This is a genomic window from Paenibacillus sp. B2(2019) (assembly GCF_008370385.1).
GTDB lineage: Bacteria > Bacillota > Bacilli > Paenibacillales > Paenibacillaceae > Paenibacillus_AQ.
The window spans coordinates 817,479-844,412 of record NZ_VTZR01000002.1; the positions used below are offsets into that span (position 1 = coordinate 817,479).

The window sequence follows — 26,934 nt, forward strand, 5'->3', positions numbered from 1 at the left end:
CGCATACTAGCCCTTGTTTTTTTGTATACTTACAGGGATAAAGTGTTGCAATATACACAATACCTAGTATAATACTTGGTATAACCATACAAAGGAGTCGGTACATATGTCAGTCGACGATTATCTGGACCTTCTAAATTATGCCAAAGCAATTAACGATGGACAGTGGCAGGCTGACATCATAGAGAGCTTAAAGAATCTTAACACAGTATCGAAAGAACCTCAGGTTCAAGAAGAAAGTGTGATAGAATTATGGTCACGGTTTGATTCCGTTAACATATTGATCATGAAGTTGTTTGAGAAGCTGCGTAAGAATGAAGAATCAGATGAAGTGTTACATTGGAAAGAACAACTGCTGGAGCTTAAGCTGGAGCGGAGTATTTTGTCCAAGAAGATTCTTAACCGATATATTCGAATTCGATAATTGGAATCAAAACAGATAGGTAAGACCAATAATGAAGACAGTTACCTTATTAATTAGGGGCTGTCTTTTTGTATGTTTTATAATGGATTATGATAATTATGAAGAATTCTGATACAAAAATGTACTGACAGTCGTCTTACTTATAGCTGCAGCTGATAAGGAGGATTTACACGATGGAAATTCCGGAATCTGAAATTTTTAAAACAATATTTTATGAACATTACCCTGTTGTCCGCCGTAAGCTTGCCGCTTTGGTACGTGATGAATCGGCGGCTGATGATTTAGCTCAAGAAGTTTTTCTGAGATTGTACCGTAATCCACCAGATGATCCAGCAGCGCTGGGTGCCTGGCTTCATAGAGTCCTAACTCGTATTGGATATGATTATTTGGACAAAAAAGCAAGGGAGCGGCGACTGCAGAATAAACAAGAGCAGCTTTATGATGCTAGTGAATCTCCCCCTTCAGGTGAAGAAGTCATAATTAGTAAGCTAGATCAGGAAGATGTACACATCTGGCTGAATGAATTGCCTGAAAGAGACAGACAAGCGCTTCTTCTTCGCTACTCGGGGTATAGTTATGTGGAAATCGCGGGAGAGCTTGGAGTAAGACCTCCAGTAGTAGGGACCCTGCTTCACCGAGCGACAGAGAAACTAAGACAGAATGCAACGAAGGCGATACCCCAGACGAAGTAGACTTCTTTTGAGGAGAAGTTACGAAGTAATCTTTAAAATCAGGAGGTACAATAATGAATAACTATTCAGGAAAGCAAGATAAAGATAAGCAAAGTACAGACAAAGCCTGGGCCAAGCTGCAGAGTAAGTTAGAGAATGAGCCTTATAATCCTCAATGGGCAAAATGGAGTCAAAATACGGAAGCCCAAACTGAGGATTCTGTTAACTTAAGTCAGCCAGAAAATCTAGAGAAACTTGAATCAGAGTCAACTCCAACGGTAGTACAGGACATACTTGTAACTACCCATGATAAGAAAGTACAACGTCCGCGTCGACTGCGTATGAACCGTCGTCGGAAACTAGGAGTTGTAGCTGCAAGTGTAGCTGTTTTTGCAGTCATACTCGCGACCCCAATAGGAAACACAGCAATGGCATCCATTTTGAATCAGTTCCGGATGGAACAGGTTACGGTTGTTCATGAGAGTGATCTGCGTAATATTTTCACACAGGTGGCTGAAGACGGTGAACTTAATCGATCAATTAATCAATTCGGTGAGTTTACAAACGCTAGCGGGGCTTACATTGGTGAGTTGCCTGCGGATCAACTGAAGGCTACCCTAGGCTATCCAGCGAAAACCGCTGCTTTAGTGGAAGGGCATAATTCAGTTACGGTGGGTGCTTCACAAGATATCACGCTTAATCTGAAAGTGGACGAAGTGAACAAAGCCCTGAAAAAAATTGGAGCAGAACATCTGCTGCCCGAATCGATTGACGGTAAACCAATTACACTTCATATCCCGGAATTTGTGAATTACAATCTCTCATCTGACGAAACGCACTGGGCAAGTCTGTCGCAGATGAATGCACCTGTACTTAACGTTGATCCTTCTATTAAAGTGGAAGAGGCTTTGGAAGCTGTAATGAATTTCCCACTGCTCCCAGATTACTTGAAGACTAGCTTAATGCAAAGCAGGGTCTTATCCGGAGAAATCCCAATGCCGTTAATCGCTGGTGAAAATACGGAGCAAATAACTGTGGGTGACACTTTAGTTATAGTTGACAATTATGAATACAGCCGCGGTCCTGTATATCAAGCTACATGGATTCAGGATGGACAGCTATTCAATTTGTCAGGTGAGCTCTATTCGAGTAAAGAGAAGCTTATGACCAAGGTTCAGGAGCTGATTGAATCATGAGTACTGCAGCAATTGAAGCCAAGTCCCTAACTAAAGAATATGATAACGGACGCGGTTGTCGAAATGTAAGTATTACTGTAGGGAAAGGGGAAGCCTTTGGCTTCCTCGGCCCTAACGGTGCAGGTAAAAGCACCTTTGTAAAAATGCTTGTAGGTCTTATTCATCCATCAAGTGGCAGTGGAACTCTGTTCGGGCATAAGATTGGTTCGCTAGAAGCTAAATCACTAATCGGTTATTTACCCGAATTGTATCGTTATCAGGAATGGCTAACGGGTGAGGAGGTTGTGAGGCTGCATGCAAGACTATGCGGAATGCAGCGGTCTGTAGCAGATAAGAGAATTCCACAACTTCTTGATGAGGTTGGAATTGGTAAGCGTGGACGTGACCGAGTGAAGCATTACTCTAAGGGAATGCAGCAAAGACTGGGTTTAGCTTGTGCACTTGTTAATGAGCCGGCTATCGTTTTTTTGGATGAGCCCTCATCGGCACTAGATCCAATCGGACGTCAGGAAGTCCGGCGTATATTACAGAATCTAAAAGAAAAAGGGGTTACGATATTTCTAAACTCTCATCTGTTAGAGGATGTTGAAGTACTTTGCGACCGAATGGCGCTACTGAATAACGGAGTTATTCTCCGGCATGGTAAAGTGTCCGAGGTGTTAAACAAGCGTATGAGCTGGCGATTTAAAGTAGGCGGCTATGCGCCTATTTTATTGTCGTGGCTAAAAGATCAGACAGGCTTGCAGATCCGGGTGTCTTCCCATACCGAAGAATCCATAGACAGTAGTAGGGTTTGGTTGGAAGCAGAGCTGGAAAGTGAAGAGCAGGTGGGTTGGCTGAATACACTGATTATAGAACAAGGGATGACCTTATATGAAGTTTCACATCAGCAAGAACGTCTAGAAGAGTGGTTTATGAATGCTGTATCAGGACTAAGCCACAGAGGTGAACACGAATGAGAATTATAATGGGTATGACCTGGAAAGAACTGATGCGCAAAAGAGTAATGGTGCTGACATTAATTATGACCGTGGTCTTTCTTATTGGGTTTTGGTTTATTGCGGGTACGATCGGGCAAAGTTCTATGTCTCACGGATCGAGTTTTCCTAGCGGAGAAGAACTCCTTATTCGTTTTACAAATGGTTTATTTATTTTATCGTTTGGATTTTTCTTCGGAGCATTTGTAATTGCTTTTTTAGCTATTTTTAGTTCGTTTTCCGCCATTTCAGGTGAAGCAGAGCAGGGAGTGATGCAAGCCTTGCTTCCAAGACCAATTCCACGCTGGAAATGGTACGCAGGTCGCTGGCTTGGTTATGTAACACTAGGAATAGGTTATGCACTTATTTTATTTGTTTCTATATTGCTAATTACGCAAGCCCATACCGCAATTCCAAGAGATGGATTAGCGTTATTCAAATCATTTTTGCTCTTTTCTTCCATCGTACCGTTGCTAATAACTGTTTCTATGCTGGGTTCAGGATTCTTCTCAGCCCTTGGAAATGGAGTCTTTATGACGATGCTTTATGGAGCAGGATGGCTAGGAGGAATGATTGACAAGGTAAGTAGTTCTTTATTATCTAAGCCCGAAGCACTTAGCACTCTAAATAATATGACGGGTATAATGTCCTTACTTATGCCTGTAGATGGGTTACAGCGCAGAATGACTGCTGAACTGTTTAGTATTAACGAAATGAACGGGATGTTTAACGCTTCCAATAGTCTATTTGGGTTAGATAACTTCACCTCAGTCCCATCTAATACATTTATCGTCTATGCGATCTTCTATACACTAATCGCTTTCTTAATCGGATTGTATCGTTTTCAACGGAAAGATCTATAGCAGTTTAACAATATTTCGAAGAACTTAAAATGCCCTTTTTGTTGCCGGATTTACGGAACAAAAAGGGCTCTTCAAGTTAGTATAAGTCGGATTAATTTGTAACACCAAGCTCAATCCAGTCCGTAGACCAATTTCCAATTTCACCAAGTATAGGAGCCAACGCGGTTCCTTTTGGAGTAAGGGAGTACTCAATGCGTACTGGCATTTCTGGATATACGGTTCGCTCAATAATACCTTCGATTTCCATTTCTTTTAATCGGTCAGATAACACTTTACCACTTAGATTGGACAGACAGGTTTCTATTTCGCCAAAACGACGTGGACCTGGCATAAGCACGAAAACGATCAGCGCGACCCAACGTTTACTTAGCAAGTCTACCGCTTTTTCAAAGCGAGGACACATGTTGAAATCATTCATAATATCACCTCGACATTCATTATATCATAAACTTACATAAAGTAATTATAAATATTTAAAGATATATTATAACTTGACGAAGTTATATTACAATGATAAACTTACTTACAAATAGTTACTTATATTTTAACTAATATTCGATCCTTAAGTTTAGCTACTGCTAAGCATCGATGGACATTGAGGAAGGTGTACCCATGATTAAACCAGATATTATTTCTATCCTACAAAATAAAATTACTCGAATTCCTTTAGAAAACAGTACAAATATATTAGTTGGACCGATTACTTTACCCGTGAATTTAGACGGAGAGACTGTTACTTTTAAATGGTACAACTGGCTGAACACTACGGATGCAGAGCTTCTTGGTGATAATAGTGAAGCAACAGCCGCTTTGATTTCAAAGTTACCATCCATGAGCCTCGCAGATGGTCAGCAATCCAGTGTTTTAGTATATGGTGATTTCGAAGGCTCAGATGAAGCTTTGATTCGGATGCACAGCATTTGTCATACCGGCGATATTTTTGGCAGCAAACGTTGTGATTGTGGCTTCCAACTGCATCAGTCCATGAAAATGATCGTCGAGCACGGTTCAGGTGCGTTATTCTATCTTGCTAACCATGAAGGTAGAGGCATTGGACTGTTTAGCAAATCTTTAGCGTATCTTTTACAAGAAGAAGGATACGATACAGTTGAGGCTAATTTAGAGCTCGGTTTTTCTGATGATTCAAGAAATTATGAAGAAGCGATTAGCGTTCTACAACATCTACGTCATAAACCAGTCACGTTAATTACGAACAATCCGAAGAAACTGGAAGCTCTCAAGACTGCAGGTATGAATGCTGTGAAAAGAGTACCGCTGTGGGGAGATGTATCTTCTTTTAACGAGAAATACTTACGCACCAAAGTGGCTCGTTCAGGACATTTAGAGGCAGTGAAAGAAGCGAATCCAATTGTAGGAAGACTGGCTAAGTAAAAATTGAGGTAGTGCTTTTGCACTTCTTCAATTATAATGGGTTACTGGAACCCAACTTTAAGCTTAGTGAGGTACAATATGACTGCTATTCAAGTACAAGACTTACGCAAAACATTCAAAGTACAAAAAAACCGCGAAGGTCTCAAAGGGGCCTTCGCTGATTTGTTTAAAAGGGAGTATACGGAAGTAACTGCTGTAAAGGATATTTCCTTTTCCATTCCCGAAGGTGAGATTTGTGGTTATATCGGCGAGAACGGTGCTGGGAAATCAACCACGATCAAAATGCTCACGGGCATTCTCGTACCCACTTCAGGAAATCTTACGGTGGGTGGTTATGTTCCTTATTTGGAGCGCGAAAAATTCGTGAAGAATATCGGTGTGGTGTTCGGGCAACGCAGCCAGCTATGGTGGGACATTGGGGTCATTGAATCCTTCCAGCTGCTGCGCAAGGTATACCGGGTATCTGAACAAGACTTCAAGAAACGGCTGGATGAATTGGTCGAAAGATTGCAGTTGCAAGAACTACTGAATCGTCCTGTTCGTAAGCTCAGTCTCGGTCAGCGGATGCGTTGTGAATTAGTCGCAGCATTACTTCATAACCCTTCGATTGTATTTCTGGACGAGCCAACCATTGGTTTAGATATTGTGGTGAAGTCAGAGATCCGTGAATTCCTTAAAGATATGAACCGTGAGCATGGAACAACCATACTGTTGACTACACATGACCTGCAAGATATTGAAGCCCTTTGCTCGCGGGTGATTATGCTTGATGATGGTCGAATTATTTATGACGGTGGACTAGAAGATCTGAAACAGCGCTGGGGAACCGGACGTGAAGTTCAATTTCAATTCGGAAATGCAACGAAACGGCAATTGCTTGAGCTTTGGACTGAAGGGATGCCGGTTACTTGGTCTGCAGACAACGATCTTGGAGCATCAGTTTGGATACCGCTGGATATTAATGTATCCGATGTTTTGGGACGGGTAGTAGGGAAAGCCGACATTACTGATATCAAAATCATTGAGACGAATACGGACGATATTGTTCGCAGTATTTATCAATCCGGGTCTGCGGATAAACCAGAGAAACAAGCTGCCGCTCTGAAGGATGAAAGAGAGGCTTTACATGTCTGATAAGCTTAATGCTGCAACAGCTATGTCTTCGTCCTCAGGAGGTTCGTCTTCAGGTGGTCCTCCAGAGAATAGTCGTAGATTGCTATTTGGGGCGTACTTAGATTTTATACGAATCCGGTTCCTTACCATGCTTGCTTATCGGATTAACTACTACTCAGGTATTCTTATCTATTCACTGAATATCGGGGTTAACTATTTCACGTGGATGGCCATCTATGGTAATGGGGATTCACTTGGTGGCTTTACCGCAACGCAAATGACGTCTTATGTCGCTGTTTCTTGGATGGCTCGTGCGTTTTATTTTAATAATCTAGATCGTGAGATCTCTACGGATATACGAGACGGAAGTATCGCTATCCAGTTTATAAGGCCTTATAACTATGTCTTAGTCAAAATGATGCAAGGACTCGGAGAGGGAATGTTCCGCTTTCTCTTGTTTATGATTCCGGGTATGGCTATAGCGATGTTGTTGTTCCCGGTTCAATTACCGACAGCACCATCTGCTTGGGCGGGGTTTCTTGTAATGCTCTTTTTCAGCTTTTTGATTAATTCACAGATCAATATTATTACTGGGCTCTCAGCTTTCTTTGTTGAGAATAATGAGGGCATGATGCGTATGAAGCGGGTAATTGTTGATCTGTTCTCTGGTCTGATCGTGCCGATCAGTCTGTTTCCTGACTGGCTATCTTCTATACTTAAGGTGCTGCCGTTTCAGGCGATTACTTACTTGCCGGGTTCTGTATTTACAGGACGGGTGCAAGGGGTTGGGATTTGGAATGTACTGGGGATACAGATCGTTTGGTTCCTGGCCTTACTGATTCCAATTGTCTGGTTATATCATGCGGCGCGGCAGCGTCTCTTCGTGCAGGGAGGTTGAGGAAACGTGTATTACCTTGGATTATTAATTGAATACATTAAGAACTATATGAAGTCCCGGCTCACCTATCGCGCCGATTTTTGGGTAGAGGTCATATCAGATTTGCTCTTTCAGGCTACGAATTTTATCTTTATACTAGTAATCTTCATGCATACGGATAGCCTTGGCGGCTGGAATCAGAACGAAGTAGTGTTCGTTTATGGGTTCTTTATGGTGCCTTTTGGGGTGTTTAGTTGTTTTGTGAATCTATGGGGATTCAGTGAGCGTTACATTGTCAAAGGTGAGATGGACCGTATTTTGACACGTCCGGCGCATAATCTGTTCCAGATCTTTTTGGAAAATGTTGATCCACCAGCACTAATGGGCTCTTTCATAGGTATTATTATTATGGCCATCAGTGGTAGTAATCTGGGTCTTCCCTTTGAATGGTGGACGATACCGGCTCTGATCATTCTTACGTTAAGTGCCGTCGCCATCTATACTGGGATTTATACAACATTGACTTCATTGTCTTTCTATTCGGATGCTCCTACTGGCATTCTTCCGTTAATGTACAACATTCAGACTTATGGCCGTTATCCGGTAACGATTTACAATCGTGCTATTCAGGTACTTCTAACTTGGATTATCCCGTTTGCATTCGTCGGGGTATATCCAGCAGCGCTCTTCCTGCAGCGTGAAGAAATGACGAGCCTGGCGCTGATGACACCTGTTGTAGGTGCGATATTCCTTGGGATTGGTCTGTTAGCTTGGAGTTATGGGGTTAGAAGATATAAGGGCGCGGGATCTTAAGCTAAGCTATTGTCTTGTTAAGTTGGAAAGGCTACCTTCGGGTAGTCTTTTTTTTCACTCCTAATTCATCAATATGCTAAAATCATTAATAACTAGAATGGGGAGGAATCATAGATGAATGTGTTAGATATTTTACCAGCACCCGAAAACTTAAAAAAACTCATGAAAATACTTGCTTCTCTAAATATTGTCCTATGTTCAGAGGAATGGCTTCGCTATCATAGTTTTGATTCTAAATTTGATAAGAATGTTTCTCTAGCATCGATCGATAATGGCTCAGGTGATAATTTGTTTATTATTTTTGCACCTCAAGGAACGATAATTAAAGGTTTTGATCATGAATCCGAAGTAAGTCCATATGCGCGCGACGAACATGAAGTTTGGCCAGGAATCTATGAAGAAGTCCCCACCTCACTATTGTCTATTCTTGAAGAAGAGGCGATAGCTAAGGATGATGTTACTTTTTGTTTTTGGCGTGAAAATAATGACTTGACGTGGAAAAAGGGGAAGGTAGAGATTCCAGCGGGGACAGAAGATGGTTCGGACTTTTTGCTAGGGACTATTTTCCGCACAGCTGAGGATTTTGTGGAATTTGCCGAAGGTTATTTTGAACTCACACTCCCCTTAGAGGTTGTTGCACAAGTTTATGAAGGTGCAGCTATTACAAAAGAGATGATCAAAGCGTTAAATCCTGATGGTGATATTGAGAAAATCCTTCAGGAGTTAGCAGAGCTAGACTCTTAGGTAATTATCGATTTTGAAAACAAAGGGGGATGCGAAATAAATGAAGGGCTGCCGATAGGCAGTCCTTTATTAATTGATCGGAAGTATTTCATAATGAGGAGCGAAAATAGGAAATAAAAACAGAATACTTTCTCTTTATCAAAGTTTTATTTACATATATCATTTTACTAAAGATACAAGTGAGAGGGATAAAACTTTACATAATTCAATCGATCTTAATAACTCTCAAAATAATTTAGTGAGTGTGAGTTAGGTTCCAGAGTAGAGTATTTGGAGTGGAAGTGTTAAAATATTGTTTTTCAAAGAGGGGGCAGTTTGTTATATGTTTGGAATTATGGCTATTTCCGGCCTGTCTTTTCTCCTAGTGGCGATATTTACGCCGTTGTTGATCTGGACACTGCACAGGCTGAGGCTAACGCAGCCAATTCGCTCCGAGTTACCAGCGGATCATCAGGCCAAACGTGGAACACCGCTTATGGCAGGGTTGGTCCTGCTTATCGGGATAGCGATCTCGTTACAGTTTCATCCCGGACCTCTAATGTTACTCTTATGCGTCACGTTTTTGTTGTTCAGCTCAGTCGGATTTCTCGATGATTTCAAAAAGGCTTTTTGGCAAAATCCGTCCGGCATCACCGGTCGCTCAAAGCTAGTGTTACAATTTATTTTTACTGGAACCATTTTGTATGTGTTGTTCCATTCGTTCGGCCTGACGAGCGATATTAGGTTATTTCAAGGGCACTATTTGCAATTACCTTTGTACCTTTATGTCGGAATCATTTTGCTGTTTGTGGTGGGCTCCGCAAATGCCATCAATTTTACGGACGGTCTTGATGGGCTACTGATCAATGTAGCCATTCCGACGTATTTTTTCTTTTTTATGATTTCGGACAAACCTGAAGTGCAGACATTTTCCCTTGTCATGATCGGCTGTCTGCTTGGGCTTTTCCTTTATAATATTTATCCGGCAAGAGCTTTTATGGGCGATACAGGATCGCTGGCGATCGGTGGCTCCCTTTCCATTTTGGCTGTCATTGAGAAGGTCGAGCTTTTGATTCCGATTTTGTTTTTCGTCTATTTTGCGGAGCAGTTGTCGGTCATATTACAAGTTTGGTACTATAAACGAACTAAGCTGCGGCTGTTCCGAATGGCTCCGATTCATTACCATTTCAGCTTAAAATACGGATGGAGCGAAAATAAAATCGTAATGATTTTCGGTTTCATTTCGTGGGTATCCGTACTGATTTGCTGGTTAATTTGGAAATATCTCATGCACTAAATAAATTTTATATTTACAAATCTATAAAAGTAGATATAATAAAATGCATGGAACCTTTAGTGATATTTAAAGCTTTGTCTAACGAGACACGTAGTCAAATTATGATGTGGTTAAAAACTCCGGAGGAATTCTTTGATGAAAAGCCTTATTTACAACAAGGCCTAAGTTTTCGAATTGGTATATGCGTGGGAGATATTCAAGCTAAAGCGGGACTTGCACAGTCTGTTATCTCGAGCTATTTATTGACTATGCAAAAAGCTGGTTTGTTGGAATCTGAGCGAATTGGGAAGTGGACGTACTATCGTCGGAACGAGAAGACAATTCAGGAATTTTCCGAGTATATTAAACAAAAACTATAAACGAGAGGAGGTAAGACTTTTTTTTGATAATTCATATCTACAAATCTATATATGTAAATATAAATGGAGGATTATTTTAAAAATGAAAAAGATTAACCCGTTGCTTATCATTATTCTGGCTTTAGGTGTATTTGGTATTATCACTACGGAAATGGGGATTATAGGTGTTCTACCGCAGATAACTCAAAAATTTAATATATCAACTTCACAGACTGGATGGCTTGTAAGTATATTTGCTTTAGTCGTTGCTATTTCTGGTCCATTTCTAACATTACTGGCTTCTGGTATTAATCGTAAAGTTATTCTATTAACGGCTGTACTTATTTTTGCAATTTCAAATGTTGTGTACGCTTATACAACAATGTTTGAAGTAATGCTGATTTTTCGTATTATCCCTGCTATTTTTCATCCTGTCTTTTTTTCAGTTGCTCTTGTGACCGCTGCTCAACTTGTCCCACCAGAAAAGAGTACTAAAGCAGTTACAAAGGTTTTCGCCGGAATCACAGTCGGGTTTGCTTTTGGTGTGCCTTTGACTTCTTATCTCGCGGACAAAATATCATTAGAAGTTGCTTTCCTGTTTGGTGCTGTTGTAAGTATAATTGCCTTTTTAGGGATACTCGCTTGGCTTCCTTCCATGCCTGTTAAAGAAAAAATGTCTTATGGCAAGCAGCTTGGTATACTACGCAAACCCCTATTATGGTTAAATATTGTGACTGTTATTTTTATTTTTGCAGCTATGTTTTCTGTATATAGTTACTTCGCTGAGTATCTTGGACAAGTAACACATATGAATGGATCATGGATTAGTATCATGTTGATGGCCTTTGGTATAGTCATGATTTTTGGGAATTTTTTATTTGGGGGCCTTTTGCATAAAAGCATTCCAAAGACCGTCATCATGTTTCCTCTGCTATATGCGGTAACTTACCTCTTCGTTTATTATCTAGGATCTTATTTCATTCCGATGGTTATTATCATAATCATTTGGGGGGCAGTGCATTCCGGCGGACTCATTGTCAGTCAAGCATGGTTAACGACCGAGGCAAAAGAAGCTCCCGAATTCGGTAACAGCTTGTTTATTTCATTTTCCAACCTTGGAATTACTATAGGGACTGCTATCGGTGGTTGGTTTATTTCTCGCTCAGGTATACATGAACTCATTTGGATTGGAATTATGTTTTCTCTGCTTGCTTTCTTAATGATCATAGTCAAAATAAAAATCTCTAAATTAAACGTTGCAGATGCTAAGCTGAATGGTTAACGGATATTGAATTTATTAAAATAGCGATAGCCAAGTATCTATTTCTCCGGTACAAAGCTGTCGCTTTTTCTATTATTGAGGACTACAGACTTGTGTTATTAAGCGTTTTGATTTATTTTAATTAGACCCCATGAAGCTATTACATAGGTATAAGAAAGAGGTTTATCCATGAATGAAAAGTATCTATTAAAAATCTGCTTAGCTATCATCCTTCTACTAGGAACAGCTACCGGCTGCACCATTGCCGAGCAGTCTGCTCCAGATCAAGTTCCATCAATAACAACGAGTCCTACCCCTAAATCTGATGCAAACACAAAGAATACAGAAGAGGACAACAGAAGATTATTAGATGCTAAGGTAACACGGGTAGTTGATGGAGACACCATGAAGCTGACTATCGACGGTAAAAAAGAAACTGTTCGTTTGTTACTAGTTGATACTCCTGAATCCGTTAATCCGAACATTCCTGAGCCACAGCCATTTTCGATAGAAGCCTCTAATTATGCCAAAAAGATGCTTACAGATAAAGATGTGCAAATTGAACTAGATGTATCAGAGCGGGATAAATATGGTCGTCTACTCTGTTATCTCTATATCGATGGCAAAATGTTTAATGAGCTACTGCTAGAGCAGGGTTATGCACGTGTGGCATATGTATTTGCACCTAATACGAAATACGTAGATCAATTTAGAGCTATTCAGGATAAAGCAAGAGAGCAAGGAATCGGCATTTGGAGTATTGAAAATTACGCGCAAAATAATGGTTTTCATGTACCCAAAACGAAATAAACATCTAGTAATATCAGCATTTATAGAGCTACCATGAGGTAGTTTCAGATTGTCGAGAAACCCAGGTCATTTTACGACCTTGGGTTTCTTTATAGGTTCTGACATATGTAGAATCGTCTTGCTCACTTTAATTTCTTTCTCCTCGTTCACTTCCTCTCTTGGTTTCAGGGCTTTTTTCCAAGTTCTTTCCGGTCTTCGGCCACAGCAGCGTTGAGTTCATTCACATTTCGAAAATATCCTGAAAAATGTTCGTATATTTAAATCGGGTTCGTCGGTTTAACTAATAGTCGTATGGTCTGGAACCTTGTCGGTTAATCCCAGACCTAAAAACCACCGGTACGCCAAATTGGTTTGGATCTCTCGCTCCAAATCGACAAGGGAAAAATCGATATACTAATCTACTTTACGTAGCAAATGATCGGGGAACCAAATCCTCGATAGAAACAAACTCATATGTTTGTTGTTTTTCCAATAATGACGTGACACGATAGTTCAATAAACAGTGGTAGTCTAAGACTTTATTTCGTCCATGGCTGACACTGTTTCTTTTATTGGGGTCAGTCTATTACTTTATTTTCCTTGAACATCGAACAAATAAGTGAAATATCCGGTACGATCTTAGGGTTTGACTTTAAAAACTTGCTGTCAGAAATTTTTTATGATGAGGCTGGTGAGCTAGCGGGAGAAAATATGAAGTTTCTAGGCACTTTTATCAACGTGGAACCCTCCTGTATTTGTAGGAGGGCTCTTTGCATGTTCTCAGATCAGTCACACGCTAATGATTATCCACTCACTCGCTAAAGATTATTTGGCTTAATGGAGGTATGTTGCTCGGTAATGATTGTAGACGGCACTGCGCGGTCCCCGGTAAGCTCGGGTTACCAAGCGACCACATAGGAGGATATGCTGCATGACTTTTGAGAAGTACGAGGATCGGATCAGAGCGCAGAAGAGAGATGGAGAACAACGCGTTAACCAATACTCACCTTATTGCGATCTCATCTATTATAATTCTTCGATTCACCCGGAGCTGAGCCTCGCGATGAGAATACTGAAGCCGCGAAAGCCCTCCCATATATGTGTAACGACCCATGGCTGGCATATGAGCATTCCTGCCTTTACCTATATGGATACCCCTCATGAGGATGGCGATTATTTAATCATTGAGGTGGATATGCGGGGACGCGCATTCTCTGAAGGCAAGCCGGACTGCAACGGCTGGGAGTTGCTCGATGTGATCGATGCCGTTAATTATGTACGCAAGCATTACACCGAGTGCATCATCGATCCCGAAGTTGTCTATTTCGAAGGGGGGAGTGGCGGCGGAGGAAATGCGTACGCAATTATCGGGAAGTTTCCAGATTTTTTTGCCGCAGCGACAGCGATGTGCGGCATTACCGATTATACGCTGTGGTATGAGCAGGATGAGCTTGGTGAATTTCGCGATGAATTGGATGTGTGGATCGGCTTTCCTCCACAGACGAACGCGGAGGCTTATCAATCGCGAAGCGGCTTGGCGTTGTTGGACAATGTGCTGACCCCCTTGTTCATCGCTCACGGAGAGACGGATATCCGTGTCCCTGCCCAGCATGCACGGATATATATGGAACGTGTTCAGGAGCTTGGGATGCAGGAGCGTGTCAGCTATCTGGAGCTGGAGGGGGTAGGAACGAGGGAGCATTGGGGAAATGCGAAGGAGGAACAGATGCGGCAGATGAGAGAGCTGAGCGAGCAAAATCGCCGGAAGTACAAAGTGCCTATCGAAATATCAGGTTCAGGCGTATTTAAGGTCGCTGGTTATTTGATCACGAAGGAGTTTTCCGTCATTCTGGATTCCCTGGATAAGGTGGCCCAGGTGACCTATGATTTGGAGCAAAATGAATTCAAAGTGACAGGTGAACAAGTTGAAGGTTATACGATTGTTCGCCACATCAGAAATCGTTAAACAAATGGAGGAGCGCAGCATGTCAATCAAGCATTATTCAGAATTAATCCGGGCACATATTACGAAGGACTATAAGGAAATGTTCCGTGAATCAGGAGGCGCCTTCATGTATCCGTTCCTGACACCGGGAAGTAAGCAGTATGCGGATATTCTGTGGGACTGGGATAGCTGGCTTAGCAATGTGGCCCTAAAGCAAATCCTGCTGGAATTGGATGACTCCGTACTGACGGAGGATGCTGCGGAGTATGAGAAGGGCTGTATTCTGAATTACTTATCATGGTGCAGCAAGGAAGGCTGGATTCCGATTGCGGTCCAGCGGACCGATCATGTCGGCGATCTCAAGCCAGCTGATATTTATTCCTCCAATATGCATAAGCCGGTGCTGGCACAGCATGCAGCCCTGCTTGTCAAGCAAGCGGGCGGGGATGCGGAATGGCTGAGGGAGGGGTTGTACCCTCTACAGCGATTCGTGAATAATTACCGCAATCATCACCGGCACAGTACAGGATTGTACCTATGGCAGAATGATCATGCCATAGGAGTGGACAATGATCCATGTACGTATTTCCGTCCTGCACGAAGCTCGGCTTCCATCTACTTGAACTGCTTAATGGTGAAGGAGCTTGAAGCGCTGAGTTATTTATGCGGAGCTCTCTCGCTGAATGAAGCGGCGGCTGATTACGACAAGGATGTGTGGGAGCTTAAGGCGGCGATTGCGGAGCACTGCTGGGATGAGAAGGACGGTTTCTTCTATAATGTCGATGTGCTTTTGCTGCCCAAGGATAACATGAATGGCCTGCACAGTGGGCAACCGCGAGATTGGGACTGCCTAATCCAACGGATCGGCGTATGGTCGGGTTTCATGGCCTTATGGGCAGGGGTAGCCACGCCCGAACAGGCGGAACGGGTCGTTGCCGAAAACTATCGCGATGAGCGCACCTTTCACGCCGCTTATGGGGTCAGGACGCTGTCGAAGCTGGAGAAAATGTATAACGCCCGCGCTTCACGGAACCCGTCCAACTGGCTGGGGCCGATCTGGGGAATCTCCAACTACCTGACCTTCCGCGGGCTGGTTCAATACGGCTTCGAACAGGACGCCAGAGAATTAGCCGAGAAGACCATCACATTATTCGGCAGAGACATCGAGCGCTTTGGCGGGATGCATGAATATTACCAGCCGGATAATGGAGAACCAATTCTGAACAAGGGCTTTCAGAATTGGAACTATCTCGTATTGAACATGATTGCATGGCTGGAAGGAAGGCCATTCATCCATGAATGTTAACGAACAGGAGGCACTTATATGGAGATGAGGGAAAAATCATTCAAGACGGTCGGCGCCAGCATAGGTTCCCGACCACAGCCGAACAAGAAGAACCGGATCGGCAAAATTATCATACGTGACAGGTGGCTGTATTTTATGCTGCTGCCAGGCATTGTTTATTTCGTTCTATTCAAGTATTTGCCGATGTGGGGCGTATTGATCGCCTTTAAGAATTACCAGCCTTTTCTGGGTTTCTGGCAAAGTGATTGGGTAGGGCTCAAGCATTTCACCCGTTTTTTTGGCGAGCCGACCTTCTGGATGCTGTTTAGAAATACGGTTATACTCGCACTTTACAATCTGTTTTTCTTTTTTCCGCTGCCCATCGTCGTTTCCCTAATGCTCAATGAGGTGCGCAAGGAGTCCATGAAACGATTTATCCAAACGATGGTCTATATCCCGCATTTCTTCTCGTGGGTCGTAGTGGTGGGGATCTTCTACATGCTCTTTACGGTTGAGGGCGGGATCGTGAATGAGATGATCGTGAATATAGGCGGAGAACGAGTTAACTTTCTCATTAGCGCCGATTGGTTTCGAACCATGATCATGAGCGAAGTAATCTGGAAAGAAACGGGCTGGGGGACGATTATTTTCTTAGCTGCGCTCGCAGGCGTAGATCCAGGTCTGTATGAGGCGTCCAAAATCGATGGTGCGGGGCGCTGGCGCCAACTGTGGCATATTACGCTTCCTGCCATACGCAGCACGATTATTATTTTGTTTATCCTGCGGCTGGGTCATTTTATGGATACAGGCTTTGAGCAGATTATTCTGATGCTGAACGCGATGAACCGCGAGGTGGGCGAGGTCTTCGACACCTATGTATATTCGGTAGGGATTAACCAGTCTCAATTCAGCTACAGTACGGCTGTTGGATTGTTTAAATCCGTGATTGGGCTAGTGCTGGTGTTGGGTACCAATGCGTTAGCCAAAAAGGCTGGGGAAGAGGGCATTTATTAAGTAGAAAGGGAGGAATTGAAATGAGAGACCGATCATGGGGTGGACGGTTATTTGATGGCTTTAATCTGACTCTGCTGTTTCTAATCGCAGCCGTAACCGTACTGCCATTTCTGTACATCGTGCTTGGCTCGTTCGCATCGCCGGAGCAATTTGCCAAGCAGGGCATGGTATTAATCCCTACAAAGTTTTCAGTGGAGGCCTATACCTACATTTTCTCCACCGACACCATCGTCCGAAGCTTGCTGAACACCATTTACATTACGCTGGCAGGCACCTTCATCAATATTTTATTTACCGCTTTAATGGCCTATCCGCTTTCTCGCAGGGAATTGCTGGGGCGCAGGTCGGTCATGCTGATGGTTATCTTCTCGATGCTGTTCAGCGGAGGTATGATTCCTACCTTTCTGGTCGTCAAGTCGCTGGGCTTGATAGACTCGCTCTGGTCTTTATTACTGCCGGGAGCGATCAGCGCATTCAATCTGATTATATTAAAAAATTTCTTTCAGCAAATGCCGGAAGGTATTGAGGAGTCGGCGAAAATCGACGGCTGCAATGATCTGTTCATTCTGATCAAGATCGTATTGCCCTTATCGCTTCCGGCGATTGCGACCTTTTCCTTGTTTTACGCAGTGGGCCATTGGAACTCGTTTTTTTCCGCGATTCTGTATATCAACGATACAGCCAAATGGCCGATTCAGGTAATTCTCAGACAAGTCGTAATTATGTCCGAAGGCGGGATCGGCGATTCCAGTCAGGTGAGTGATTCCTTCACCATTCCGCCACAGTCGATCAAGATGGCCGTTATTACGGTATCGACGCTGCCAATTTTAATTGTGTATCCGTTTTTGCAGAAGCATTTTGCGAAGGGTGTACTCTTGGGTTCGGTTAAAGGATAGCGCTGAATGTTCACTCTGCTTCATTCTTTCAGAGTGACGGTAAGCGCATAATCTTTTAATATAAAATATAAGGAAGAAAAGGGAGGATCACAATGAAGGGATCTAACGGACAACGACGCAAGGGATTGAGGATCTCAGGGGCATTGCTGATTGTGGCAGGTCTGCTGGCAGGCTGCGGTCAAGGGGCGGAGAATGGGGTGAACAGCTCACCTACGGCAAATCAAGAAACGTCCAAACCAAGCGAGCCGCTAAAGCTGTCGATGATGAATATGTACTATTCTGCTGAGCCGCCGAAAGCGGACAATGAAGCGGTGAAAATGATCGAGCAGTATACAGGAACTGAGCTGGATATTACCTGGGTGCCTAACTCGGCCTACAACGATAAGATCAATGCGACGATTGCCGCCGGCGAACTTCCTCAGATTATGATGATTGCCAGCAATAAAGGACAAGGCATTATTAATGCGGTACAGTCCGGATTATTCTGGGAAGTTGGCCCGTATCTGAAGGATTATCCGAATCTGAGCAAGCTTAATCCGACGGTGCTTAGCAACATTTCAGTTGAAGGCAAGGTATACGGTATTTTCCGCAGCCGGCCTCTGGCGCGTGAAGGGATTATTTTGCGAAAGGATTGGCTTGATGCGGTTGGGCTGGCGGAGCCGAAGACGATTGATGAGTTCTATAATGTGATCAAGGCATTCAGCACAATGGACCCCGACAAGAATGGCAAGGCGGATACGTTCGGCATGTATGAGGGCAGAGGACTCAACGGTTTTCAGACGATTCTGGGCTGGTATGGCGGACCAAATCTGTTCGGAATCGAAAATGACAAGGTCGTTCCCGATTTTTTAACTGAGGAATATATGAAAGCGCTTAAGCTGTACAAAAGATTATATGATGAGAAGCTGATCAACCAGGATTTCGCTGTCGTACCGGGAACAAAACGTCAGGAAGCTATCAATCAAGGCAAAGCAGGCCTAATTATTAGTACCTTGGATGATGTGAATGCAGGATTTAACGACTTGGCCAAGGCTAATCCTAATGCTGTACTTGATGTAGTCAGCCGCATTAATGGACCAAAGGGCGAGCGACTGATGCTGTTTAATGGCGGTTATGTGGGTACCTTTATGTTCCCGAAGACCAGCGTGAAGACAGAGGACGAGCTGAAGCAAATACTGGGCTTTATGGATAAGCTGGCGGATAAGGATATGCAAAATTTATTCGAGTGGGGAATTGAAGGCAAACATTACAAGGTGGAGAACGGTAAACCGGCACGTACAGACGGAAAAGCCTATGAGACCGACATCAATTCAATCTATCAAATACGCTTCGATGATGGCAGCCTGGCGGATGCCGGAGAGAATGCCCCGATCGTGAGCAAGTACAAGCAAATGTTCAAAGACAATGCCGATATAGCTGTAGCGAATCCGGCAGAATCGTTCCAATCGCCTACACTTGCCGAGAAGGGCTCAGAGATTACGAAAATTATTCAGGATGCAAGAGTGAAGTTTATTATGGGCGATATTGACGAGGCAGGCTGGAATGCGGCTTTGGAGCAATGGAAGAAGAGCGGTGGCGACAAGGTTATCGAGGAATACACCGCTCAATACTTGCAACTGAAAAAATAGGCAGCCGCTATTCGTAAAACGTATGCTCGGATATAATAGAGTAGAGGAATTCGTTTTCCCTTGGGGGGAATGGATTCCTCTCTCATTTCGCATCCTTTGGAGGTAAGTCCGATCATGAGAATTCGTCCACCCAAGTTTTTAATAAGGTTGTTTTTGTTCAGCGTGCTTCTGGGAACACTTCCCGTTCTTGTCTTGGGGGTTTTATCCTACCAGAAATCCTCCGAGATTATTCAGGATAAGGTGGCCAAGGGCAATATGTTGAATCTGGAGCAAACCCAGCAGAGGGTGGAGCAGATTCTGAAGACGACGGATAAATCAGCGATCCAATTCATCAGCTCTTCTCTAGTGAATTCATCCTTAAATATGTCTTTGACCCCCAATCAATTTGAAACGGTGAACAGCTTGCTGCAAGGGCTTCACCAGCTTCAAGGCTTTGATCTGGGTATTTCGGATATTCTGCTGGTCAGTCTGAAACGTGGCTGGGCGATCGATAATTCATCCGAGGTGTTTCGTCTAGAAAGTTTTGATCAAGCGGACATGGTAAGTAATTATGCCGCGTCGGCCAAAACTAGCTTCTGGACGCACGCTGGTACTACGGGTGAGGAGGTGCATCTGGTCAAGAAGCTTCCGCTTCATTCCGCTACGCCATCGGGCTTAATCATAGTGAAGTTCAAGAGCAAGGAGATTAACAAGTTGCTAGCTAATAACCAAGAGCTTGGGGACGTTATGATTTTGGATGAGAATGGCTTGGTGCTGGCGCATAGCGATCGTTCGCAAATTGGCAAGGATTTTAGCAGCAGAGCGGAATTGTTTCAGATTCGCAGCGATGCTGCAACGGTGGGGACCTACACCACTTCAGCAAATGGAGATAAGGGTGTCACGTTCCGTAAATCGCCTTATAATGGCTGGGAGTATCTATCCGTTTCCTCCGTGGAGCTGATTACGAAGGATTCGAAAGCCATTGAATGGTATACGATTACTGCTTGTCTGCTTATTCTCGCTGTTATGCTGCTGCTGTCCTGGCTGGGGGTCAGACGGATGTACAGCCCGATTCAAATGATCTACCGCTCTTTGCAGGCCGAGCCGGAGCATGGGAAGTCAGCAGATGCGGATGAGCTGCGCTTCATTGGCCGTCAGGTGAATGAAATGCTGGATACGAAGCATTGGTTAACGTGCATTATCGAAGGCCAGAGACGGCAGGTCGAGGAGCTGTTCATGATCAAGCTGTTTCAAGGCGAAGTTCGGGTACAGGAAATTCAGGAGAAGGTATCCGGATTTGCTTATAAGCGAGAGTGGGGTCCGATCTGCGTGATGGCTGTTCAGGTCGATGCGCTGAAGGAAACCCGCTATAAGGAAGTGGATGAGGATCTGCTTCTGTTCGCTATTAACAATATCGTGGATGAAATTGTGCCCGCCTCGGAGCGTCTGAAGCCGACAGTTATGCACCGGACACAAGTCACATTGCTTGAATGCAGAGGGGAGCATGAGGAGGGCTGGAAGAGGAGAGTGAATGAACTAGCCGCTGAGATTCGGCAGAAGGTAAGTCAGTTTCTGGAGCTTGAGGTCAGTATAGGCATCAGCCGGTTATATCCGGCGCTTGAGGATGCAAGAATGGCGTATCAGGATGCGACAGAGGCTTTGAAGTATACCATCAGGACGGGGTTAGGCTCTGTTATTTATATTGAAGATGTCGAACCGGAAGGCACGATTCTCTCCCTTGTTCAGGGACGAATTGAGCAGGAGCTGCTGGATGCGGTGAAGCTGTCCGATATTGCTCGGGCCGAGCAACTGCTTGAACAGTATTTACAGGAAATATTCCAGGAGAAGGTGAATCACCGCGAGTATTTTGTGCCGTTAACCGCCTTCCTACTTGAATTGGTCCGTATGGCGCAGAACCTTGGCGAACCGCTTGCCTCTCTATACGATGGGGAGAAATCATTAATCGATCAGCTGTACAGGCTAAGGACGATTAAGGAAATTAATCAATGGTTCCGCGAGACGCTTATGTATCCGATGATGGAGCTGTTTGAGCATAAAAGGAAAACGCAATACATGCGGATCTCGGATCAGATGGTCGACATGATTCACCATGAGGCGGAGACGGACCTAACGCTGGATGTATGCGCTGCCCGTTTGAGCTACCATCCGGATTACATCCGGGGCGTATTTCGCAAAGAGACCGGCGTCAATTTCAGTGATTATTTATCAAGCTTTCGCTTACAGAAGGCGAAGGAACTGCTTGTCGATACCGAATTAAAAATTGCAGAGATTGCTGAGCGGCTGCGCTACAATAATTCGCAAAATTTTATCCGGTACTTCCGTAAGCAGGAGGGCATGACTCCAGGACAATATCGTGAACAACATCTCTTAAGGGAGTGAAGACATTGTTGTTGAAAAAATTAGGCTTATCCCTGTTAGCGGTTATGCTGCTGGTCCCTATGGTTCTGATTCCTGTCCCTCAGAAGGCCGAGGCCGCTCCCGCTCCCGCTACTAACCTGGCTGTTATCCGCGAAGGCTCCACGTATTTGCTTGATTTTGAAGCGGGATCGTTAACAAGCGGAACTTATCATGATGGAACTAGCAATGCATTCAAATTCTCCGGCGATTTGAGTCATATTTCGTTAAATGATGGACAGCTGGTGATGGGTTTGTTAACGGGCTCTACTGTAGGGGTGTTCGATTATGGTTTCTCCAGTGTACCCGTAGACAAATATGATAACTTCGAGGTTTCCTTCGATATGACCATGACACACCGGGAGGTGGGCAAGCAGGTCGGCATCCAGTTTCAGAAGAATGCTTGGAACGATGGCTGGGATGCCCAGTTGAAAACACATTTTACGTATGACGGCAAAATGAACTTCTTCGAAGGCGGCACCTCCATAGCCAATACCGATATGGGCAAATATCGCAGCCTCAAGGATTACGGTGTTCCGGGAATGAATCGAGAAGTCATGCCTTGGGAAACGTACCGCGTCAAGCTGGTAGCTGACGGTAACCGGGTACGGGCGTTTATGAACAACCATGCAACGCCTGTAGTCGATGTGCTGCGTACTTCTCCAGTAGGTCAGGGCTTTGTAGGTTTATTCGGCAATGCCAATACGGGCATTAAGCTGGACAACTATTTGTTTAATAAGCTGAAGCCTGAGGAAGAGCGGGATGATTTTGCCTTGGCAGGGGATACGGCAGGTATGTATATCTATATTCCGCCGCTAAATGAAAGCGTTACCAAATTTGTGGTTCGCTATCAGAATTTGACGGATGAAGCGCCCATTCAACAGCTCTCCTACACGGGCGAAAGAGGTCAGTATCTGTATGTAGGCGATTTGACAGCCGGCAAGGAATATAACGTGGAGCTAATCCCGGTTTATACCAGTGACCGGACGAATGTGGATACGGATATGTCCGTATATAAGAGCAAAACAGTTCAAATCGGCCAGCCTCTGCAAACGCAATTGACTATATCTGCTGGGGAAACCTTCCTCGGGGCCACGAAACAAATCGATGTATCCGTCATCGGCGCCGACAGTATCCATTACACGCTGGACGGCTCCGAGCCAACGCTCACGCATGGAACGGAGATCATTGGGGACTACATTTTCAGCGATTCGATTGTCATCGATCATACGCTGACATTCAAAGCGGTAGCGATTCTAGATGGAGAGATCAAGAGAAGCGCTGAGGAAACGTATGTAGCCAGCGTAAATCCGGTGCTGCTGACCGGCTCAGCCGTATTTCATAATATGCAGCAGGTGAATATAAGCTCGGAGCATGCCGATGCAATTATTTACACAAGAGACGGCTCGAGTCCGCTCTATGAAGCGGCTACGGATACAGCAACCAATGGTACGATGGTACGCGCCTCGTCGGCTTCACTTACGGTAACGGAAACGTCTCATGTGCAGGCGATTGCAGTAAGGGATGGGCTTGCCGGAGCAGTCACCTCGACCATCTACACTAAGGTGACGCTGAATAGCGAACTAATTACCTCGTGGAATTTCGTCAGCAGCTCGTTTGTTTACGCTCAAGAGCAGGATGAGGAATATGGAAAAGCTTCGGCCCCATGGACGAATATGCTCGGTTGGGATGTGAATGCGGATAAGGGAGTTTGGGCCAATCATATTGTGACGGATAACGTATTCCGAGATACGGAGGGCGTGCATCTGTTTACAACACCTAACGCGATTCAGGCAACAACCTCCAATCCTAATTTCTATCTGGATTTTCATGATGCGGGACTGCTTAAGGTTCCTGCCGAATACCGGTACTTAAGCGTCTGGATGAAGGTGAACCATACGGCGAATGCCGCCGTCTATTTCGGCACGGATGTAAGTACGGATACGAACAAGCTCAGTGAATACAGGAAGGTGACCTTTCGCAATACAGCCTCAGAAATTCCGTCCTTCCAGCGATATATTATCGATATGGGACAAAATCCGGGCTGGACGGGCAGCATTACAAAGCTGAGGATAGACCCGATGGCCACGTATCCGAGCATGAAGGATGGAATTGAAATCGTAGTGAAGGATATTGAGATGCTGCGCAAACAGGATTTGCCTGCTGAGGTCAGGCTGACGAAGTTCGAAACATCGTCTAAGGAGATCTTATCACCGGGTGATACCTTCGAAATAAAAGCGGTATTGGAGAATATAGGGGAAGACATCGATTCGATGTCCGTGAATTTGTCTGTTCCTGATTTTATTGAGGTTACGCCAGTGGACGATTGGAGTCAGTCCGGCTTGTTATCCGGTCAATCGGCAACTCTGACCTATGAGGCTGAGATAACGGGGACGGGAGCGGGTGGAATATCGCTGACTGTCTCGGGATCGGGTATCCCGACTACAAGAGGATTATCGCGTATATTCAGCGTGAAGGCTTCGCTGCCAGTCAGTGATCAGGCCGATGATGTCATTATCGGAAATGGCAGCCGGCGTCTGGTATTTCCGTCGCCACAAAGCACGGGACTTAACGGCTACGGCTTTGCTTGGCTGGAGGCGCTGCGTAATGGCAGCTGGAGTCGGATGGCTGTTATGCCGTCACTGGGAAGTGTGCAGCAAATAGCAAATGACGGTCAAATCAACGTTCAGGAACTGTATGCAGTGGCACCAGCGGTGGCCAGCCCCTTCGATTTCCAGATTGGATTCACGGATACGCAGGGAGCCGATTGGACAGGACAGCTGAGCATCGAGATGGACGACGGTGGACAATTCGCGCTTGAGCACGCGATGCATGCCGATGCGTCACGCGATATCGCGGCTATAGTCGGACCTACCTTGCTGCTGGGAGAGGCAGGAATTCCATCGCTTGATGAACAGCACAAGGTAATCCAGTCTGCAGACGATGTGGCAGGAGATTATATCCATGAGGCGTTATTTCCCGGGCTGGAATGGCTGGATGCGATGGAGCTCAACAATCGATCGTCCAATACGGATGCGGTTATTGATTCCGTAGACGCTTATCGTTATGTACCTAATCCACGTAAAATTACGGTTCCCTTAATGGCGGTACGCAAGGAAAATTTGTTATTTGGCTTGATGTGGGATGCCCGCCAGAAGTGGGATGGTGTTCATGATCAGCCTTCAGCGTTTTTTGGCCTTCCCAACCGTCTGGAGCGAGGGGAGGATACCGTTTCTACGAAGCTGAGCTTGTTTATACCGTCGATACTTAACGGAATCAATGAGAACGCAACCTTCGCCACTGGTATTCCAGATTTCTATAATCGATTTACTGCCAATTCGAACAATGAAAATCCGGTCCGGCAGCCTTATGTGCTTGGAGCGAATGAAGAAATCACTCTGCAGTCTCGTATCTTTATTAAGGAAAGCACAGAGCTCTCGTCTGTTGTTCAGGATTGGATGAAGGAATATGGCCTCCCTGAGCCGCTTGATTATGCGCATGGAACTATGGAGCAGGAAAGTGAAGCGATCTTGACCAGTTTCGAGAATTTATGGAATCCGTCGGAGAATAAATGGATGAACCGGATCGGTCCGCCTGCTACGCCAACCATTACTTCTGCCTTTGTTATGCCTTATGCCGTCTTAGGACGTTATGGCAGCCAAACCTTCCGTGATCTTGCCGAGACACGTGTGGATTCTGCGATGTTATCGGTGGGAGGTAATTACTCCACTTATGGATATATTCTGCCGTTCTATCTGGAAGGGATTGCGGGTCAAACGATGGAAGCCTTGAAATCACTCAATGTGGATTCTGCCATTAGCTCGGCCCAGAAAGTGAACCCCTCCAATGTGTCTGAGGGCGTGTATTGGGATTATCAAACGTATATCACACGCAAAGGCTTCCCGACCAGCGTTCACATGGGCGAGCTAACCGACGTAACGGCGGGCTCCAATGCGGAAATTCTATTCAGAATGCTCCGGCACGCGCGAATTACGGGAAATGAATCGGCCTTGACCTACGGTCTTCCAGGATTGGATTACATGAATGAAAATTTTGCCCTGCCGCGAGGCTCGCAGTCCTGGGAGCTGAGAAATATGATCCCTGAGCTGGAAACAGCAGCCGTGGCCGTTCGTGCTAATGTAGAAGCCTATGCGATTACGGAGGATCCGGATTATATCGAGCAAGCCCGGATTTGGGCTGGAAGAGGCATGCCATTTATCTATCTGTGGGATGATGGCAGCTACGGAATCGATAAGACGAATGGACTGGGCGGTTCGTTCGGCAGTCATACGTTTATGCGCTACGGCGCAATTGCTGCATTTGGCCAATCGACTTACCGCAGCGATGGAAAGCCGTTGCCGGGAACCTGGTTCGGCCGTCCCGTTCAATGGTCCGGACATGATTTCGGGATCGCTCTGATGGAGCTGTATGAGGCGATGGAGCGTGACGGGCTATGGGACGCCTATTTGCTGGGAGGCGGGACGGATTATCGGACGATCAGCTTGGGCTTGTCTGTCAGCGGCTCCAGACAGACAACCGCTGCCGACAGCCTGTATCCTACTCATTTGTACGATGCGGCAAGCTTGCTGAAGTGGGAAACATCGGATTACCTGTATCCCAATTATCAAGGAGCTGAGCTGCTGGGCGTACTGCTTAGTTCGCAAACGAATCCGATTACGCAAACCGTTCCAATTGGCACTAAGGAGATTCGGATTAGCGCAGCATCCGATATCGAGGTCTTAAGCACCTCGTCAGAATCCATTCAGCTACGAGCCGAGTTCTCGTCTCCCGGGTCTTACACGATCTTCGTACAGGGGATTACGAGTCTTGGAAATGTGCTGCTGAGCAACAATGATGCAGATGCGGTGGTAAGCTCATATGCCGTAAGATCCGGAAGCGGCTTTGCCGAAATTCATCTCCAGATCGGGGATACGGGAGAAACAGATGTCAATCTTAGCTCGGTTGTACTCGCTCCCTAGCTTATGCTATAAAAGCTGTCCTGTCCGCTGTCTAAAGTGACAAGAATGACCCATTAGTG

At 44.9% G+C, this 26,934-nt stretch carries 22 protein-coding genes and 1 pseudogene; 21 read left to right on the forward strand and 2 right to left on the reverse strand.

The window, feature by feature from the left end; genetic code table 11:
* Window positions 1-106: 106 nt before the first annotated feature.
* The 5 genes from PAENI_RS04125 to PAENI_RS04145 all read left to right on the forward strand — a co-directional run bounded on the left by PAENI_RS04125 (window position 107) and on the right by PAENI_RS04145 (window position 4,131).
* Window positions 107-424 carry a hypothetical protein gene (locus PAENI_RS04125; RefSeq protein WP_149644326.1) on the forward strand — a complete coding sequence of 106 codons (318 nt, stop codon included), beginning with the start codon at window positions 107-109 and terminating at the stop codon, window positions 422-424.
* 173 nt (window positions 425-597) lie between these two features.
* Complete coding sequence (locus PAENI_RS04130; protein ID WP_076286416.1) at window positions 598-1,116, forward strand: sigma-70 family RNA polymerase sigma factor; 519 nt, start codon at window positions 598-600, stop codon at window positions 1,114-1,116.
* A 53-nt stretch (window positions 1,117-1,169) separates the two neighbouring features.
* Window positions 1,170-2,291: a hypothetical protein gene (locus PAENI_RS04135; RefSeq protein WP_149644327.1), complete on the forward strand. Its 1,122-nt coding sequence runs from the start codon at window positions 1,170-1,172 to the stop codon at window positions 2,289-2,291.
* Window positions 2,288-3,250, forward strand: a complete 963-nt coding sequence (locus PAENI_RS04140; RefSeq protein WP_149644328.1) for an ABC transporter ATP-binding protein — start codon at window positions 2,288-2,290, stop codon at window positions 3,248-3,250. The genes PAENI_RS04135 and PAENI_RS04140 overlap by 4 nt, the downstream gene beginning before the upstream one ends.
* Window positions 3,247-4,131 (forward strand): ABC transporter permease subunit, encoded by an 885-nt coding sequence (locus tag PAENI_RS04145; RefSeq protein ID WP_076298894.1) that lies wholly within the window; start codon window positions 3,247-3,249, stop codon window positions 4,129-4,131. The genes PAENI_RS04140 and PAENI_RS04145 overlap by 4 nt, the downstream gene beginning before the upstream one ends.
* A gap of 91 nt (window positions 4,132-4,222) precedes the next feature.
* Here the strand turns inward: PAENI_RS04145 and catR are convergent, their stop codons facing one another.
* Entirely contained in the window at window positions 4,223-4,549 is a 327-nt protein-coding gene (gene catR / locus PAENI_RS04150; protein ID WP_076286412.1) for a catDE operon transcriptional regulator CatR, read from the reverse strand.
* Between the two features lie 194 nt (window positions 4,550-4,743).
* Here catR and PAENI_RS04155 point away from each other — a divergent pair, with 194 nt between their 5' ends.
* From PAENI_RS04155 to PAENI_RS04195, 9 genes are all read left to right on the forward strand, one after another.
* Window positions 4,744-5,523, forward strand: coding sequence for a GTP cyclohydrolase II (locus tag PAENI_RS04155; RefSeq protein WP_076286411.1), 780 nt, complete (start codon window positions 4,744-4,746; stop codon window positions 5,521-5,523).
* 78 nt (window positions 5,524-5,601) lie between these two features.
* Window positions 5,602-6,657, forward strand: a complete 1,056-nt coding sequence (locus PAENI_RS04160) for an ABC transporter ATP-binding protein (RefSeq protein ID WP_042187774.1) — start codon at window positions 5,602-5,604, stop codon at window positions 6,655-6,657.
* Between the two features lie 127 nt (window positions 6,658-6,784).
* The gene (locus tag PAENI_RS04165; RefSeq protein ID WP_042193809.1) at window positions 6,785-7,534 is read left to right on the forward strand and encodes an ABC transporter permease; all 750 of its coding nucleotides are present in this window, start codon (window positions 6,785-6,787) and stop codon (window positions 7,532-7,534) included.
* A gap of 48 nt (window positions 7,535-7,582) precedes the next feature.
* Window positions 7,583-8,326 (forward strand): ABC transporter permease, encoded by a 744-nt coding sequence (locus PAENI_RS04170; RefSeq protein WP_179085851.1) that lies wholly within the window; start codon window positions 7,583-7,585, stop codon window positions 8,324-8,326.
* Window positions 8,327-8,440: 114 nt separating this feature from the next.
* Window positions 8,441-9,070 (forward strand): hypothetical protein, encoded by a 630-nt coding sequence (locus PAENI_RS04175; protein WP_149644329.1) that lies wholly within the window; start codon window positions 8,441-8,443, stop codon window positions 9,068-9,070.
* 322 nt (window positions 9,071-9,392) lie between these two features.
* The gene (mraY, locus tag PAENI_RS04180; RefSeq protein WP_149644330.1) at window positions 9,393-10,346 is read left to right on the forward strand and encodes a phospho-N-acetylmuramoyl-pentapeptide-transferase; all 954 of its coding nucleotides are present in this window, start codon (window positions 9,393-9,395) and stop codon (window positions 10,344-10,346) included.
* A gap of 47 nt (window positions 10,347-10,393) precedes the next feature.
* Entirely contained in the window at window positions 10,394-10,705 is a 312-nt protein-coding gene (locus PAENI_RS32170) for an ArsR/SmtB family transcription factor (RefSeq protein ID WP_149644331.1), read from the forward strand.
* Between the two features lie 82 nt (window positions 10,706-10,787).
* The gene (locus PAENI_RS04190; protein ID WP_149644332.1) at window positions 10,788-11,966 is read left to right on the forward strand and encodes an MFS transporter; all 1,179 of its coding nucleotides are present in this window, start codon (window positions 10,788-10,790) and stop codon (window positions 11,964-11,966) included.
* 168 nt (window positions 11,967-12,134) lie between these two features.
* A complete protein-coding gene (locus tag PAENI_RS04195; RefSeq protein WP_149644333.1) occupies window positions 12,135-12,755 on the forward strand; it encodes a thermonuclease family protein in 621 nt (206 codons plus the stop codon).
* A 226-nt stretch (window positions 12,756-12,981) separates the two neighbouring features.
* Here the strand turns inward: PAENI_RS04195 and PAENI_RS32490 are convergent.
* Window positions 12,982-13,251 (reverse strand): annotated as a pseudogene (locus tag PAENI_RS32490) (transposase); the annotation flags it as partial.
* 414 nt (window positions 13,252-13,665) lie between these two features.
* Between PAENI_RS32490 and PAENI_RS04205 the strand changes: the two are divergent.
* From PAENI_RS04205 to PAENI_RS04235, 7 genes are all read left to right on the forward strand, one after another.
* Window positions 13,666-14,700 (forward strand): alpha/beta hydrolase family protein, encoded by a 1,035-nt coding sequence (locus tag PAENI_RS04205; protein WP_149644334.1) that lies wholly within the window; start codon window positions 13,666-13,668, stop codon window positions 14,698-14,700.
* Window positions 14,651-15,985 carry an MGH1-like glycoside hydrolase domain-containing protein gene (locus PAENI_RS04210; RefSeq protein WP_223178898.1) on the forward strand — a complete coding sequence of 445 codons (1,335 nt, stop codon included), beginning with the start codon at window positions 14,651-14,653 and terminating at the stop codon, window positions 15,983-15,985. Before PAENI_RS04205 ends, PAENI_RS04210 begins: the two co-directional genes overlap by 50 nt.
* Before the next feature lie 18 nt (window positions 15,986-16,003).
* On the forward strand, window positions 16,004-16,978 hold the full coding sequence (locus PAENI_RS04215) for an ABC transporter permease (RefSeq protein ID WP_410477449.1): 975 nt from the start codon (window positions 16,004-16,006) through the stop codon (window positions 16,976-16,978).
* A 20-nt stretch (window positions 16,979-16,998) separates the two neighbouring features.
* Window positions 16,999-17,874, forward strand: a complete 876-nt coding sequence (locus PAENI_RS04220) for a carbohydrate ABC transporter permease (protein ID WP_149644335.1) — start codon at window positions 16,999-17,001, stop codon at window positions 17,872-17,874.
* Between the two features lie 92 nt (window positions 17,875-17,966).
* Window positions 17,967-19,502, forward strand: coding sequence for an extracellular solute-binding protein (locus tag PAENI_RS04225; protein ID WP_149644336.1), 1,536 nt, complete (start codon window positions 17,967-17,969; stop codon window positions 19,500-19,502).
* Window positions 19,503-19,616: 114 nt separating this feature from the next.
* Complete coding sequence (locus tag PAENI_RS04230; protein WP_188114467.1) at window positions 19,617-21,881, forward strand: helix-turn-helix domain-containing protein; 2,265 nt, start codon at window positions 19,617-19,619, stop codon at window positions 21,879-21,881.
* An 8-nt stretch (window positions 21,882-21,889) separates the two neighbouring features.
* Window positions 21,890-26,875, forward strand: a complete 4,986-nt coding sequence (locus tag PAENI_RS04235) for an FN3 associated domain-containing protein (RefSeq protein WP_223178899.1) — start codon at window positions 21,890-21,892, stop codon at window positions 26,873-26,875.
* Window positions 26,876-26,934: the final 59 nt, after the last annotated feature.